The following is a 14,679-nucleotide window of genomic DNA, read 5'->3' as shown; positions in this document are numbered from 1 at the left end:
AGTCATAAGACAAGCTTATCAATGAACCGGGACGACGCCAGCGATATCCTGGCCTTCCTCGCCGTGGCGAGGGAACGCAGCTTCACGCGTGCCGCAGCCAAGCTTGGCATGACGCAATCGGCGCTGAGCCAGATCATCCGAAAGTTGGAGGAGCGGCTGGGGGTCCGTCTTCTCAACCGAACGACCCGGAGTGTCACGCCAACTCAAGCCGGAGAACGGCTGTTCGCGAGCGTCGGGCCCAAATTCACCGAGATGGATGCTGATCTCGCTGCGCTGAGTGAGCTCCGAGAAAAGCCCGCTGGAACCGTGCGTTTGACGGCAACGGAGTACGCCGCCGCCGAGATCCTGCTGCCGGCGCTGGGGAAGGTTCTTCCCCAATATCCAGACATTCACGTTGAGGTGATCATCGATTACGGGCTCACCAACATCGTGGCGCAGCAGGTCGACGCGGGCATTCGTCCGGGCGAGCTCGTCGCCAAGGACATGATCGCTGTACGCGTCAGCCCTGATCTGCGAATGGCCGTCGTGGGGTCGCCGTCCTACTTCGCCGAACGCAAGCGGCCCAGGACGCCTCAGGATCTAACCGGCCACAATTGTCTGAACCTGCGCCTTCCGACCCACGGCGGCAGCCTGTACGCCTGGGAGTTCGAGAAGAACGGGCGGGAGCTCAACGTGCGCGTGGAAGGACAGCTTGTGTTCAACAGCGCAGGGCTTCTGCTGGAGGGAGCGCTCAAAGGCCTCGGCCTTGCCTACCTCACCGAAGGACACGTGCAGCCATACATCTCGCAGGGTCGGCTGATCAGGGCCCTGTCGGATTGGTGTCCGCCGTTCTCGGGTTACCACCTTTACTATCCCAGTCGGCGCCAACCTTCACCGGCATTCTCGCTGCTCGTCGAGGCCCTTCGATATCGCGGCAAGTAGGATCTCACCACCGCTCACGGTGCCTGACAATCCTCGGCCGGGCAGGACTGTTACCTGAAATACCCCAACACGAGATCGACATCCGCGCTGCCGGCCGCCGTGCCGTTCAGCTCGGCGTCGATGACGCGGCGGCACGCTTCGATCGCGGCATGGTCACCGAGGTCGTTGGCGGCTTCCAGCACGAGCCAGGCGGCATCGACCGAGGCCTGGTCCGCTGCTCCGCCGCCGATCTCGCCGGCTGCGGCCTTGTTGAGGTTCTTCTTGCGAACGGCGGTGCCGAATTGAGGCAACATTGCAGATACTCCCTCTCGCTCAGTGTACCTGGAGCTCGGGCTGACGGCCCGCGTCGGCACCCGCGGTCTTGCGCGACTGGTAGAATTTCAAGACGCTGCGCGAGGTCTCGATCTTGAGCTTGCCGAAATCGCGCTCGTTGTCGTGGAGCTCGCGCGCCGTGATCAGGTGATCCTTGGCGCCGAGGAACAACAGCGACATCGTGGTGTCCCAGGAGAAATCGAGGGCCTTGCACAGCACCAGGATCATCTCGCGGTTGCGGTCCATCATCGCTCGCTCGATCACGTCGACCGGCAGCGACGACAGCAGCGACAGGCCGATCTGCACCTCGTCGAAGCGGTGCTGGCGCGCGTAGTTCGAGATCGAATCCTGGTTGAGGTTGCCCTGCCGGTACTGCGTCGTCACCACGCGCTTGGCGACGAAATAGCTGCGCGAGGACGGGCCGAACTTGGAGTGCAGATCGCCGGTGACGTCGCTTACCGAACTCTGGATCTGCGCTATCATTTCCGGGCGCTCGTGCTCGAGCCGGCGGCGGACGTCCTCCGACGCCTTCGAAATCAGCTGCTGGAAGATGTGGCGCGGCACGTCCTTGCGCAGCCCTAGCTGCTCGGCAAGAATCGAGTCACCCTCGGCGCGGCGGACCATGTGGAGCAGACCCGAACCGGAGAAGCGCGCGCCCTCGTTCCTGGCAACCGACGTCACGACCTCCTGGTCGCCGCGCTTGACCAGCACGTCGGTGACGGCCTCGCCGATCGACTTGCGCTGGGCAATCGCGAGCAGATGCAACTGGCTCTTGGTCATGGCGCTCTCGACCAGCAGCTTCTCGTCGAGACGATTGGAATCGCGCAGCACGGGACCGGCGACCTCGATCTCGTCGGCGGTCGCGAGTTGCGCAATGACATTGAGCGGAGCGTGATCGCAGGCTGCCATCACCTCGGAGAGTTGCACGCGCGCAGCAACCTCGATCTCGTCGGCGAGCCGACCGATGACTTCGCCGAACGTGCTGATCTCGTCGTCGCTGTAGCGGCCGGTGATCAGAATGTCGGTCGCGTGCCACAGCGCCTTGGTCCGGCTTTCGTCGGTGCCGCGTGCGATCGCGTCGTCCAGATCCTGCAGAAGTGTTGTCGCGCCGTTCATCCCGATGACCCCAGTTCTTGGCTAGCCATCCTGCTTGTGCCGGCAGGACGCCGAGTTCCTCTGGGAACAGAGACTAGGGAACAAACGCGAGAATCCGGTAAAGTCGTCAGATCAGTTTTGCCGAGCAAAATTCGTTAAAAAGCCAGGGAATGTGTTTACCCCGGGGGCCACCGGCGAAGGTGCGCTCCCTCTCCCGCCTGCGGGAGAGGGTTGGAGAGAGGATGTCTCTCCGGCGTCATGGCCGGGCTTGTCCCGGCCATCCACGTCTCACCGCTTAGGACGAAGAACGTGGATGCCCGGGCCTTCGCCTCGCCGAAGCGGCTTCGGCCGCGCAGGCGGGACAAGCCCGGGCATGACGGACTATCGCCTACGGATTCGACGGCGTCAGGACCAGCGGCGGCTTTGGCTTGGGCTTTGCGGGGGGCGGGCCCGGGGCTGGCCTGACGTCGATCGGCGGGGGCAACGGCGCGATCTGCGTGCTTGCGAGCGGCGGGCTTGTCAGTGGCGGGCTTGTCAGTGGCGGGCTTGGCACTGCGGGAGCAGCCTGCGGCGCCTTGGGTGTCGGCGCAACCCTGATATCGGCCTTCGGCTTCGGCTGCGGCGCACGGCGCGGATCGCGGCCGGGCATCGGCACATCCGTGAGCGACGGCTCCGGCACCGGGTCTGGCGACACCAGTGTCGGCAGCGCGGCTGTGGCCGGCGGCGGCTCGCCGCGCTCGATGGCGTCCAGGCGGCGCGTCTCGCGGTCGATCGTGCGCACCGCGAGCCACGACGACAGCGGCCCGAGATCGACGGTGCGATTGAGCCTGTCGGGGGGGCCTGCCGCGAACAGCTGGATTTCCGGCGGCGCGCCGGACAGCCCGGTCATGATCGGCGTCAGGCTGGCGCGGATGTCGGCCTGGTCGGCGGGGATGTCGTAGCCGCCGGAGACGATGGCACGCGCGTTCTTCGCCTCCAGCGACGTTGCGCCGACGCGCAGGCGCCCGTCGCGGATCGTGAACGGGATCTGCGCCGAGGCCACTGCAATCGGACCCGCCGACAGTGCGGGCTCGACCAGCTGCCGCAGCCGGTTGTCGTCGGCAACCTGGCCGCCGTCGCTGGCGCGGATGGCGATCTCGAAGGCGCGCGGATTGAGGCCGGAGATTTCAGCGGATTCGAGCGTCACCGTGCCGTTGCCGGCGAGCGCGCCGGTGAGCGCCGCGACGCTGCGGCCCTGGCTGGTCAGCGCCATCTGCGCCGAGGCGCGTCCCTTCGGCAGCGCGAGGTCGCGGTAGCGCAGCGCCGCCGCATCGACATTGCCGAGCTCGATGCGCGCGTTCAACGTCAGACCATTGGCGCCATTGCGCGCATCGAGGCTTGCCGAGATCTCGCCGCCGCCGACGCCGCCCTTCAGTGCGTCGAGAGCGAGCGACTGACCGTCGCTCCGGAGCGTACCGCCGAAGGGGCGCAGCTCGATGCCGCCGGGCAACGTGCCGTGCAACGCCTGGAAGGCGACGCGGCCGCGCCAGCCACCGAGAAGCCCGGCACTCAACGGCGCATTTGCATCGTGTCCGGCCGCGCCGATGGCCATCGCGAGCGCCGGCACGAGGTCGAGCGAATCGAGGCCGACTTCGCCGTCGACGGTCTTCTCCTGATCGAGCGTCACCGCCAGATGCCCCCGCAAATGCGAGCCGGCCAGTGTGCTGTCGAGATCGTTGAAGGTCAGGCGGTTGCCGGAGAGGCCGACGCGCGAGGACAGATTGACGCTCTGCACGGATTTATCGGCCGGGCTGGTCCCGAACAGCGGCGCCAGATTGGCATTGCGCACCCGCAAATTCACGCTGCCTTTCGGCTCCGACAATTCGACGTTGCCTTGTGCGTCCGCGTCCAGCCCGCCGCCGCTGAGCTTTGCATTCAATTGCAGCTGATGGCGCCACGCACCGCTCAAGTGGCCTTCGAACTGCGAAGCGCCCTCGCCTGCGGCCACCACGCGATCGAGCCCGAGCAACGCCAGCAGCGAACTGGCCTGCGGTGTCGAGACTTTCGAATCCAGCGTGAAGTCGCTGTTGCGCAAGCGGTCGATGTCGATGCCGTTGACGGCGGCCACCAGCGTCTGCGCCGCCAGCGTCGCGGTGGCCTTGAGCTGCGGCGCGTCGAGCTCGAGCACGGCGCGTGCGTCGTTGCGATCGGCGTGCTCGGCGTTCTTGTCGAGGCTGAGGTCGAGCTTGAGGCGGGTCGCGCCTGGCAGCGACGGCATGGCGTCGAAGCGCGCGCGCACCGAAGGCGCAAACGGCTCGATAAGTGCGGTGAGATCGCGCAGCGAATTGGCGGAGGATTTCAGCGCGAGCTTGCCAATGGCCTTGGCGCGGTCGAAGCTGCCGCTCGCTTCCGTGGTCACGCCGCTGGCCTGGCCGAACCGCAACTGCTCCAGCGAGAGCGTTGCCGGGCCGTAGCCGAGTTTTGCGGTGAACGGCCGCAGCTCCTGGCCCGCCGAGATCGCGCGGCCGATATCGAGCGACAGCTTCGCTTCCTCCGGCCATTCGCCCTGCGGCCCCGAAAGCGCCCGCACAAAACTTGCGGCGGCATCGAGGTTGAGGCGGTCGGCCTTGAGCTCCGCGTCGATCCGCGAGCCCTTGCTGGCGCCGGTCTGGACGAAAGCGATGCGGCCTTCGACCGCGCCGCCCTCGATCTCCGCCTTCAGCCTGTCGATGGCGAAATGGTTGGCGGCGATGGTCACGTCGCCGGCAAGGCGCAGCGGCCGCGTGCTGCGGCGGTTGACCTCGTTGCGACCCTGGAGCCAGGCCACCAGCGTATCGGGATCGGAGGAATCGACGCTGAGGCGGCCGCTGAAACTGTCGGCGCCGGGTGTCGCACCGTTGAGCGAGAGCTGCGTCTGGCCCGGCGCGCGCAGCTCGAGCCGCTGGAAGGTCCAGGATCGTCCGTCGGTCGCAAGCTCGGCCGTGATGTTCTGGAGCGGACGGCCGCCGAGCATGATCTGGTCGGAGTTGAACTCGATCTGCGCCGGGATCGGCGCCTGCGGGATTGCGGCGAGCCCTGCGCGGAGCGCCGGGAGGATGCGCTGCGGCTCGCTAGCGACTTTAGCCGTGAGCTTGTCGGCATCGACCTGGCGCGCAGACAGCACCGCACGCAGCAGCGGCGAAGCGCCGAACCTGATATCGCCTACGCCGCCGAGCTTCAGCGCGGTGTCTTCAGTGCCGAAGCTGGCGTCGATCTGCTCGAACTTGGCGCCGGCCGGATCGGCCTTGAGTTTTGTGGTGAGCTTCCAGGGCATCGGCCCCGCCTCGCCCGGCTTCTTCGGCGCCGGCACCGCGAGCGTCAGCGCGCCCTCGAATTTCGGCAGGCGGTTGTCGAAGGCAAGCACGCCTTCGAGATCGGCCAGGATGGCGCGCTCGCCGGGATCGATGTTGAGATGGAGGCGGGTGGCATTGCCATCGGCGCTCGGGCCGGTGGAGACGCGGAATGGATAGCGGACGCCAGTGGCGGTGAAACTGCCGTCGCCCCGGACCGAGCCGGCCAGCGAGCGCACGTCGCCGGAGAAGGCGATGTCGTTGAGCTCCAGTGTCGAACGGCTGGCGGCATCATGCAGGGCGATGCGGCCGGTGAGGTTCAGCCGCTCGATCGCCAGCGAAGCCAGATTGAAGCTGCCGCTCGCGGTGGAGGGCAAATCGACCCGCCCGCGCGCGTCGAGGCCGAGATCGACCGCCATGCCGTTGACCGAAAGCTCGGTGGCGCGCCATTCGCCGCGCATCAGGGAGCTCAGGCTGAACTCGACGTCGAGCTTGTCGGCGCGCAGGCGACCGAGATCGTTGTTGCCGCCGAAGGTGACCCCGCGCAGCCGCAGCGTCGGCGCCGGCAACAGCCGCGCGTCGAGTTCGCCCGCCACCCGCACCGGCACGCCGATGATCCTGCCGGCCTCCGCTTCGAACTGGGGCCTGAACTGGTTCCAGTCGACGAAGTAAGGCCCGATCAGAGCGGCCAGCAGCGCTAAGATAAAGGCAATCGCCAATCCGAGCAGCGTCGTCTGCACGGGTCTCCCCTCGGCCAAACCGGATGCGGGCCTTGCCTGAGCCGCAGGGCCTCAGACGTACCGGAACAGCCCTTATATAGGGGGAAGTGTGGCGAAGTCACAGCGACTGTTGCGCGCGGAGGTTAACGCCGGCGGCTATCACCAGCTCGCAGGCAGCCGTTTCAGGCCGCGCAGCACGAAGGTCGGCCGCCATTCCGGGTTTTCGACGTCGTCGATGCGCAGATCCGGCAGCCGACGCAACAGCGTGGCGATGGCGATCTCGGCCTCGAGTCGCGCCAATTGGGCCCCCAGGCAGAAATGGATGCCACCACCGAACGACAGCGGCCTCACATTCTGGCGGGTGACGTCGAGCCGGTCGGGGCGGTCAGGATAGACCGCCGGGTCCCGGTTGGCCGAGCCCAGCAGGCACAGCACGGTCTCGCCCTTCGGGATCTTGGCGCCGCCGACATCGTCGATATCCTCCAGCGCGACCCGCCCGGTCATCTGCACCGAGGAATCGTAGCGCAGAAACTCCTCGATCGCGCCCACCATCAGCTCCGGTCGCGCCTTCAATAGCGCGAGCTGGTCCGGATTGCGATGCAGCGCAAGCAGGCCGTTGCCGATCAGATTGACCGTGGTCTCGTGGCCGGCGCCGAACAAAAGGATGATGTTGGCGGTCAGTTCCTCGTTGGTGAGCTTGTTGCCGTCTTCCTCGGCCTGCACCAGCTGGGTGATGAGATCGTCGCCGGGGTTGCGGCGGCGCAGCTCGAACAGCTGCTGGAAATACATCTGCGCCATCATGTTGCCGGCGTTGCCCTTGGCGATCTCCTCCGGCGAGAGCGGCACGGGGTCGAGCAGCCGTCCGCCGTCCCGCGAGCTGTTATAGAATGTCTCGCGATGGTCCTCGGGGATGCCGAGCATGTCGCAGATGATGGTGACAGGCAGGCGAAAGGCGAAATCCTCGATCAGGTCCATGTGGCCGCGGTCGATCACGGCATCGATGGTTTGGTCGACGATCTGCTCGATGCGCGGCCGCATGTCCTCGACGCGGCGGGCGGTGAAGGCCTTCACGACGAGGCCGCGCAGGCGGGTGTGGTCGGGCGGATCGGCCTGCAGCATCCAGTGGCTCATGCTGCGGAAGACCGGCTCCTCCATGATCTTTTCGCTATAGCGGCGCTTGGAACGCTCGACGAAATCTTTGCCGAAGCGCTTGTCGCGCATCACGAGGCTGACATCGGCATGGCGGCTCGTGACGAACTGGCCGAACGGCGTCACGTGGATCGGAAAGATCACGCGCAGCCGCTCATAATGCGGATAGGGATCGCGGATGAAGTCGGGCGACAGCGGGTTGAACAGCGGACCGCCGGTGCCTTGCACGTGCTCGTTCATGGTGACCTCATATCGGTTGCCGCATGAATCGCATACGCCGGGCAGCCCCTCTTGCGCAGCGTAACCACCCCTGAATTATCAACTCGATACATTGTTGTATCGAGTTGCATTCTGCCCTAAACTGCTCCGATGTCAAGGGTGAGAACCAGGCCGACCAGGGACGACACGCGCGACAAGCTGTTCCAGGCGGCCGCGCGCGTGTTCGAGCAAGACGGCATCGGCGGCGCCAGCATCGAGGCGATCGCAGCCGCGGCCGGCTTCAGCCGGGGCGCGTTCTATTCCAACTTCAAGAGCAAGGACGAGCTGATCATCGCCATGCTCGAAGACCATGTCGCGCAGTCGATACGGCGCAACATGGACATCCTCGCGCAGCACGACAATCTCGACGACTTCATCGCCGCGCTGAAGGCGATGGATCGCACCCGGCAAGACCCGCTCGGCCGCTCGCCACTGCTGCACATGGAGATGATCCTGTTTGTCGCGCGCGCCGAGAAGCGCCGGCCCGAACTTGCAAAACGCCTGCGCGCGCGGCGCAAGCTGGTCGCCGACATCGTCGAGGCCACGCTAAAGAGCAACGCGAAAGGCGACACGCTCAATCCGCCATGGATGGCCTCCGTCGTGCTGGCGCTGGAAGACGGCTTTCGTCTGCACCGCCTGATCGATCCGGAGACGACGCCGGCCGACAGCTTTCTGCGCGCGATCACGGATTTGCGGCGCAGGACGGGATTGTCGTCGGACTAGCGCGCTCTCTTTCGTAACTTCGCTGTTCCCGCTCGTCATCGGTTCGCTGCGCTTCGCCGCTGGAACCTGACCACGATCATACGCGCGCATTTTCCACATCGTCATACCGATCGAAGGAACGTTTCGGTGGCCTGCCACTTTATCCCGAGCCTGTTTTGGCAATTTGATCATTGGAGGAGACAGCGATGAGGATTCTGAAATTGTCTGCGGCCGCAGCTGCGCTGCTGGCCGGTACGGCGCTCGCCGTGGCGCAGTCGAGCTCGACCGTCGGCACTGGCGGCTCGTCAGCCGGTGGTGGCACCAGCAACTCGACCGTCGGCACGGGCGGTTCATCGGCGGGTTCGGGCAGCGGATCGGGCTCGGCCTCGACGCTTGGCACCGGCGGCTCGTCGGCCGGCGGCGGCACCAGCAGTTCGTCGGTCGGCACCGGCGGCTCTGCCGCGGGCTCCGGCAGCGGCTCAGGCTCCGCCTCGACGCTCGGCACCGGTGGTTCGTCGGCGGGCGGCGGCAAGAGCTCGTCCAGCGTCGGCACGGGCGGCTCTGCGGCAGGCTCCGGCTCCAACTCGGCATCGACAGTCGGCACCGGCGGCTCGTCCGCGGGCGGCGGCAAGAGCGGCTCGACTGTGGGAGCGGCCGGCTCCTCCGCGGGACATGCCAGCGACATGGGCATGGAAAAGGGCAAAGGTCACCACAAGGACGAGATGAAGAAGGACAAGAATTAGTCCGACCCGGGGAGCGGCCAATACGCCGCTCCCTTTTCTCTGCTGGAGGAGGACTGGCATGAACAGATCAATCGTTGCGATCGCAGTTTTGACTTTGATAAGCAGCGCCGCTGTGGGGGAAACCATGCAGAAAACCGGCAAGACCGCATCCGGCGAAACCTGCCGGGTCACGGTCGAAAAACATCCTGACGGCAGCATCACCGCGCTGGGATCATCGGGTTCGGGCACAACCGGCTCGACCTCATCGAGCGGCTCGCTGTCGAGCTCGAGCTCGGCCGGCGGATCGTCGGTGCACGTCCAGGCTGGCGGCGGCAACGTGTCGAGTTCGTCCTCGACGGCCGGCGGCCCCGGTTCGACCAGCGCGAGCACCGTCACGGTCAACGGCTGCACCATCTCGACATCGTCGCCATAGCAAAAGGATTTCACAGATGAGAATGATAATCGCGACCTCGTCGGTCGCACTCCTGCTCGCCGCCGCCTCGCCGTTGTCGGCGCAAACCAGCATGACCGGCGGCACCGGGGGCTCGGCTGCGGCCGGCGGCACCTCGGCCAGCACGCTCGGCACCGGCGGCACGTCGACGTCGGGCTCTGGACAGACCGGCTCCTCGATTGCAGCCGGCGGCAGCGCCGCGTCCGCCAACGGCAAGGCGCAGTCCGGCACCAGCATGAACAAGGGCAACGGTCCGGTGCTCAATTCCAATGCGCGCGCGCAGGCGCATGAGGGTGGCACGTTCAGCCGCTCCCACACCCGCACGAAAGTGAAGGCGGGCGAGGAGGTCGGGTCCACCACCAAGACCATGTCGCACGTACCAGGCTCCAAGCCGACCATGTCGACGACATCGACAAACGTGCGCTGAAACATCCTCACGACACTGCTGCCCGCAACCGGCGGGCAGTTTTTTCTTTGTGAGCAGGCTTTTCTTTGTGAACGGATCAACCGCCGCTCAGCGTGCGGCTGACGCGGGTCACGACAGCATCCCACTGCCGCTTCTCGGCGGCCGGATAGTTGATCAGCACGCAATGCACGTAGCGGCGGCCAAAGTTGCAGCGGTCGTACCAGATCTTGCCGCCGCGGGTGCTGGAGACCACGAAGAAGCGCGGCGTGATGCGCTTGTAGGTGATGCCGGACGGCGGATTCTTCCGCGCCAGGAAAGCCGCCGGTGAGCTGCCTTCGTTCGGAACGGCCTGCACCGTCAGATCCGCACGGCCGTCGCTGGTCCGGTACTGTATGCCATAGCCGTCGGGGCGACCAGCTTGCTCGGTGAAGATGGACGAAGGGATGTCGACGCTGGTCCCGGTTTCGGGAATGCGATAGCCGCTCCAACTCTCCGCACCGGCAGCGGCCGGCAAGCTACAGAGCATCACAAGGATGGTGGCGATCTTTTTCATCGTATGAACCGGTTTGCGCTCGACGGCCGACAACGTGGAGAAGCGCCGGACGTTCCTTTCCGCGACGTGAACGCGCGGTTGCTCCCGGTCGGCTCACCGGACGTTGCAAGCCGGATGACGCCGGACCCTCGTCAAGCCGCGAGCGTCTCGTCCACGCGTCCAAGAGCCCGGCGAAGGGCCGCAAAGCAGTCTGCGTCTATTTGGGTGCCGACCATCTCCGACATGATCGCAAGAGCTTTCGTCACTGGCATCGCGGCCCGATACGGCCGTTCCGCGGTCAGCGCATCGAAGATATCCGCGGTCGTGATGATTCGGGTGTCCAGGCAGATCTGGTCTCCCGCGAGCCCACGGGGATAGCCTTTGCCGTCCAGCCGCTCGTGATGCGCCCCGGCGATCGGAGCGAGATCGCCAAACGCGCCGATGCGCGACAGGATCGCTTCCGAATGCGCGGAATGCTTGCGCATGATCTCCCATTCGAAGTCGTCAAGCTTACCCGGCTTGTCCAGGATTGCGTTGCTGACGCCGAGCTTGCCAATGTCGTGTAACAGCGCGGCACGCTTGAGCCAGCGTCGCCGCTCCGCAGTGAACTCCAGCTGCTCCGCGATCATGTCGGTAAAGAGCGTGACGCGCTCGCTGTGGCCGCTGGTGTAAGGACTTTTTGAATCGACCACCTGGGCAAAGGCCGCCGCGATGTCGTCCAGATAGTCCTCATCGACCCGCACGCTCGCCTGCTGCGGCAGCAGAGGAACAGTCTCGGGCCCGTCTTCAGTGCCAAGCACGTCCCAGAATCCAGGCTGCGCCGCGATGCGTTCAAAAGCGGCTACCAGGTCTGGATCGAACCAGGTGCCAGCTCGATTCCGGGCCTCACGAAGGGCGGCTTCGGGACCGTTCGCGATGTAGAACACATCGACCACCTGGGCCAACAAGGCGAGGCGGGAGTAAATCGGGATGGCCGCGCCGCGAATGCCGAGCGGCTTGCCGCCCCCATCCCAATGCTCATCGAGATTCTTGATGCCCTCCGCGACCGGTTCGGAGAAGCGCATCTTGCGGGCGATGTCGGCGCCGCGATGGCAGCGCGTCTCGATCAGTTCGCGAGCGATCTCGCCGCCGTTCTGGAAGATATTGACGATGGCGCGAAACCGTTCGGCCAGGCCGGCCTTCAGCCCGGTATGGCCCAGCACGAAGCGCAGCGCTTGCGGCAGGCTCCCGTCAATGAGCTTGAAGTCCTGTTTGAAGGAGAGATCATCGGTCAGATACAGCTCGCAGATGCGCGCAGCGTTGCTGCTGCAGCCGAGATCCTTCAGCAACAGGGCATAATAGAGTTCGACAAGTTCGTCTTCGCCGAGACCGATCTCCTTGCCGATCATGACGCCGATGCGGCTGCATCGCACGCAATGTCCGGCCGGCTGCCCCTCCGAGAGATCGAGCGCGTGGCTCAGCGCACCCAGCAATTCGGAAAGCGTGATCCGATCGAGCGGCTTGGGGGCGTGCGGAATGGGGTCCATTGACGGGGGCTCCGGGACTGGTGCGGCCAGTGAACAGGGCGGATCACATCACCAGTCGATCAACTGAACACCAGAGGATTAACAGGAGGTTGTTTGCGAGCGATCCGTCGACAGGAAGTCTCCGAGATCGCCCCCGCCTGCTCGGCAAAGTTCCGTGGCCATCGCGAGAACGCCCGCTAGCGAGCGCGTTTGCCCTTGTCCGTGGGCAACGGGCAATTCGTACAAACGCTGTCGTCGCACATGCGACAGATCGTGAAGCGATCCATCTCGGACGTATCCTGCCGAGCCAACAGCTCATGGAGCAGCGCTTCGAGTCGTTTGGTTTCAGCCGGCGACAGCACATCCAGAAGCGACGCGACGGCCGAAATCCGCGACGTCATCAAGTCGTTGCGGGTTGCGGCCCCCTTCGCCGTCAGGTGCAGGGCAACCTCCCGGCCATCCTGTCCGGGCCGACGTTCGACCAGCTGATCCGACACCAGACGGTCCACCAGCCGGACCGTTCCCGAATGCGACAGGCCAAGGATCCGCCGCAGCTTGTCGTTGGTCATGCCCTGGCCATAGCCGATGACGACCAAGGCGGCAGGCGTCTCGCCGCCGCGGCCGATGACCTCGCGCGCGCCCTGCTCGATCCGATCCATGACGGCGAGCGAAAGCGCCCCCAGCAAATTTGCGATTCCAGTTTCCATGCGCCGACAATATGTGCGGAGCGCACAAAAAACAACTTGACCAATATGTGCGCTACGCACATATTCTGGATCGGGGCACGATGAGATGGAGAATGACGATGAAGACTGGGAGCGCGGCACGACAAGCGAATGCCCAAGCGAATACCGGAGGCACTGAACCCGCCTTGAAATACGTGCGGGCGAACGGCGTGCGCTTCGCCTATCTCGAACAGGGCGACGGCCCTCTTGTCATGTTCCTGCACGGCTTTCCCGACAATGCCTGGTCGTATCGAAAGCAGCTGCAGGTCTTCGCGGATGCAGGTTATCGTGCGGTCGCGCCGTTCCTGCGCGGCTATGCACCGACCGAGATTCCGGCGGACGGCATTTTCGATCCCATCGCACTGGGCAAGGATCTTGAAGGCCTCATCGCTGCGCTGAGCGACGACGGACAGGCACGCGTCGTTGGCATGGATTGGGGCGGCACGTCGACCTTTCAGGCGCTGGCCACGGCGCCATCGGCAATCAAGGCCGCCGTGGTCATGAACACCGCACATCCAATTACAATTTCGAGCATCAGACGGGATCCGGAGCTCGTTCGAGCCGTCTTCCATGTCTATTTTTTCCAGCTGCCCGGCGCGGTATCGGCGGTCAACACCGAGGGACTTCCCTTTGTCGACTATCTCTGGAAGCTGTGGTCGCCGACGTTCAACAATGCCGAGCATATTCGTTCGATCAAGGAGACGCTCAGCTCACCCGGCACGATGGCCGCAGCGCTTAAATATTACGGAGGCCTGACCGATGCGGGGCTCGCGGGCCGGCTGCCCATCAATGACATGCACACGCCGACGCTGACGATCTACGGCAGCAACGATCCGACAGCGAGGTACTCGGTCAAGGAGGAGCGTCTGTTCAAGGGGCCGCACAAGCGGATCGTCCTGCCCGATGTCGGCCACTTCCCCCACCTCGAGCGTGAGGACGAAGTCACCGGCCTGATCATGGACTGGTTCAAGACGCACGCGCCTGACTGAACGCAACGGGCAGTAGCCCACAACATCCTTTGAGTTCTCATCTGGAGTGCGCGCAATGGACGCCAAGACACAGCAGCAATATGCCGAGACCTTTCATGCCCTTCACACGAAGGGCGATCCGCTCGTCCTGTTCAACGCCTGGGACGCCGCCAGCGCCAAAGCCATCGCGAAGACCTCTCCGGCCATCGCGACCAGCAGCGGAGCGGTCGCCTCCGCACTTGGATACGCCGACGGAGAAAATGTCCCGCTCGACATGGTGACCGGCCTGGTGTCGCGGATGACCGCGGCCGTGTCGGTGCCAGTTTCAATCGATCTGGAGGCAGGATATGGCGACACGCCAGAGGCCGCCGCCGGATCGGCGACTGAGATTTTGAAGGCCGGCGCCGTCGGCATCAATATCGAGGACGGGCTATCGGAGGGAAAGCGGCAACTCGTCAACCCCGAACTCCATGCCGCCAAGATCAAGGCGGTGCGGGACGCTGCGAAAGATTTGGGAGTTCGACTGTTCATCAATGCGAGAACGGATCCATTCCTGCTGAAATTCGGATCGCCGGATGAGTGCATGAATGAAGCGGCAAGGCGGGCGAAGGTCTATGCCGAGGCCGGCGCGGATGGAATTTTCGTACCCGGCCTCACCGACCTCGCTCTCATTGAAAAGTTCGTTCAGCTCACGCCTCTGCCGGTCAACATCATGGTGACACAAGGCGTTCCCGCAATTCCGGATCTGGCTCGCGTCGGCGTTCGGCGGGTGAGTCTTGGGCCGTGGCCGATGATGGCAGCGATGCGGATGATCGGACAGGCCGCGGCTGCGGTCGCCGCGACCAAGCAATACGGCACGTTCCTGCAACCGGATGCCTGAGCCCTGACATCACCGGCCAAAGTCGC

Annotated in this window: 14 protein-coding genes; 7 read left to right on the top strand and 7 right to left on the bottom strand. The window is 65.0% G+C overall.

All coding sequences use genetic code 11. From position 1 onward, the window contains the following. Window positions 1–21 precede the first annotated feature (21 nt). Window positions 22–921: a LysR family transcriptional regulator gene (locus ABIC03_RS20960; RefSeq protein ID WP_275173464.1), complete on the top strand. Its 900-nt coding sequence runs from the start codon at window positions 22–24 to the stop codon at window positions 919–921. Window positions 922–971: 50 nt separating this feature from the next. Here the strand turns inward: ABIC03_RS20960 and ABIC03_RS20955 are convergent, their stop codons facing one another. From ABIC03_RS20955 to ABIC03_RS20940, 4 genes are all read right to left on the bottom strand, one after another. Continuing rightward, window positions 972–1,214, bottom strand: coding sequence for a hypothetical protein (locus ABIC03_RS20955; RefSeq protein WP_247288059.1), 243 nt, complete (start codon window positions 1,212–1,214; stop codon window positions 972–974). 19 nt (window positions 1,215–1,233) lie between these two features. Beyond that, window positions 1,234–2,349 carry a DUF2336 domain-containing protein gene (locus tag ABIC03_RS20950; RefSeq protein ID WP_354060639.1) on the bottom strand — a complete coding sequence of 372 codons (1,116 nt, stop codon included), beginning with the start codon at window positions 2,347–2,349 and terminating at the stop codon, window positions 1,234–1,236. 367 nt (window positions 2,350–2,716) lie between these two features. After that, the gene (locus ABIC03_RS20945) at window positions 2,717–6,376 is read right to left on the bottom strand and encodes an AsmA family protein (RefSeq protein ID WP_354060637.1); all 3,660 of its coding nucleotides are present in this window, start codon (window positions 6,374–6,376) and stop codon (window positions 2,717–2,719) included. Between the two features lie 138 nt (window positions 6,377–6,514). Then, a complete protein-coding gene (locus ABIC03_RS20940) occupies window positions 6,515–7,744 on the bottom strand; it encodes a cytochrome P450 (RefSeq protein WP_354060635.1) in 1,230 nt (409 codons plus the stop codon). Between the two features lie 129 nt (window positions 7,745–7,873). Between ABIC03_RS20940 and ABIC03_RS20935 the strand changes: the two genes are divergently transcribed. The 4 genes from ABIC03_RS20935 (at window position 7,874) to ABIC03_RS20920 (ending at window position 10,064) form a co-directional block, all read left to right on the top strand. Continuing rightward, window positions 7,874–8,485 (top strand): TetR/AcrR family transcriptional regulator, encoded by a 612-nt coding sequence (locus ABIC03_RS20935; protein WP_354060633.1) that lies wholly within the window; start codon window positions 7,874–7,876, stop codon window positions 8,483–8,485. A 185-nt stretch (window positions 8,486–8,670) separates the two neighbouring features. Further along, entirely contained in the window at window positions 8,671–9,207 is a 537-nt protein-coding gene (locus ABIC03_RS20930; protein ID WP_275173453.1) for a hypothetical protein, read from the top strand. A gap of 58 nt (window positions 9,208–9,265) precedes the next feature. Continuing rightward, complete coding sequence (locus ABIC03_RS20925; RefSeq protein WP_084462369.1) at window positions 9,266–9,619, top strand: hypothetical protein; 354 nt, start codon at window positions 9,266–9,268, stop codon at window positions 9,617–9,619. 22 nt (window positions 9,620–9,641) lie between these two features. Further along, a complete protein-coding gene (locus tag ABIC03_RS20920) occupies window positions 9,642–10,064 on the top strand; it encodes a hypothetical protein (RefSeq protein WP_354060899.1) in 423 nt (140 codons plus the stop codon). A 76-nt stretch (window positions 10,065–10,140) separates the two neighbouring features. Here the strand turns inward: ABIC03_RS20920 and ABIC03_RS20915 are convergent, their stop codons facing one another. The 3 genes from ABIC03_RS20915 to ABIC03_RS20905 form a co-directional block, all read right to left on the bottom strand. After that, a complete protein-coding gene (locus ABIC03_RS20915; protein ID WP_354060631.1) occupies window positions 10,141–10,596 on the bottom strand; it encodes a hypothetical protein in 456 nt (151 codons plus the stop codon). 131 nt (window positions 10,597–10,727) lie between these two features. Continuing rightward, complete coding sequence (locus tag ABIC03_RS20910) at window positions 10,728–12,101, bottom strand: HD-GYP domain-containing protein (RefSeq protein ID WP_354060629.1); 1,374 nt, start codon at window positions 12,099–12,101, stop codon at window positions 10,728–10,730. A 176-nt stretch (window positions 12,102–12,277) separates the two neighbouring features. Further along, on the bottom strand, window positions 12,278–12,766 hold the full coding sequence (locus ABIC03_RS20905; RefSeq protein ID WP_354060627.1) for a MarR family winged helix-turn-helix transcriptional regulator: 489 nt from the start codon (window positions 12,764–12,766) through the stop codon (window positions 12,278–12,280). Between the two features lie 32 nt (window positions 12,767–12,798). Between ABIC03_RS20905 and ABIC03_RS20900 the strand changes: the two genes are divergently transcribed. Together ABIC03_RS20900 and ABIC03_RS20895 are read left to right on the top strand one after the other, a co-directional pair. Next, window positions 12,799–13,794 carry an alpha/beta fold hydrolase gene (locus ABIC03_RS20900; protein ID WP_354060625.1) on the top strand — a complete coding sequence of 332 codons (996 nt, stop codon included), beginning with the start codon at window positions 12,799–12,801 and terminating at the stop codon, window positions 13,792–13,794. Window positions 13,795–13,849: 55 nt separating this feature from the next. Beyond that, complete coding sequence (locus tag ABIC03_RS20895) at window positions 13,850–14,653, top strand: isocitrate lyase/PEP mutase family protein (RefSeq protein WP_354060623.1); 804 nt, start codon at window positions 13,850–13,852, stop codon at window positions 14,651–14,653. Window positions 14,654–14,679 lie beyond the last annotated feature (26 nt).

The sequence above is a fragment of the Bradyrhizobium sp. RT6a genome (genome assembly GCF_040547675.1).
Classification (GTDB): Bacteria; Pseudomonadota; Alphaproteobacteria; order Rhizobiales; family Xanthobacteraceae; genus Bradyrhizobium.
This window is presented reverse-complemented; position numbering and strand designations above follow the sequence as displayed.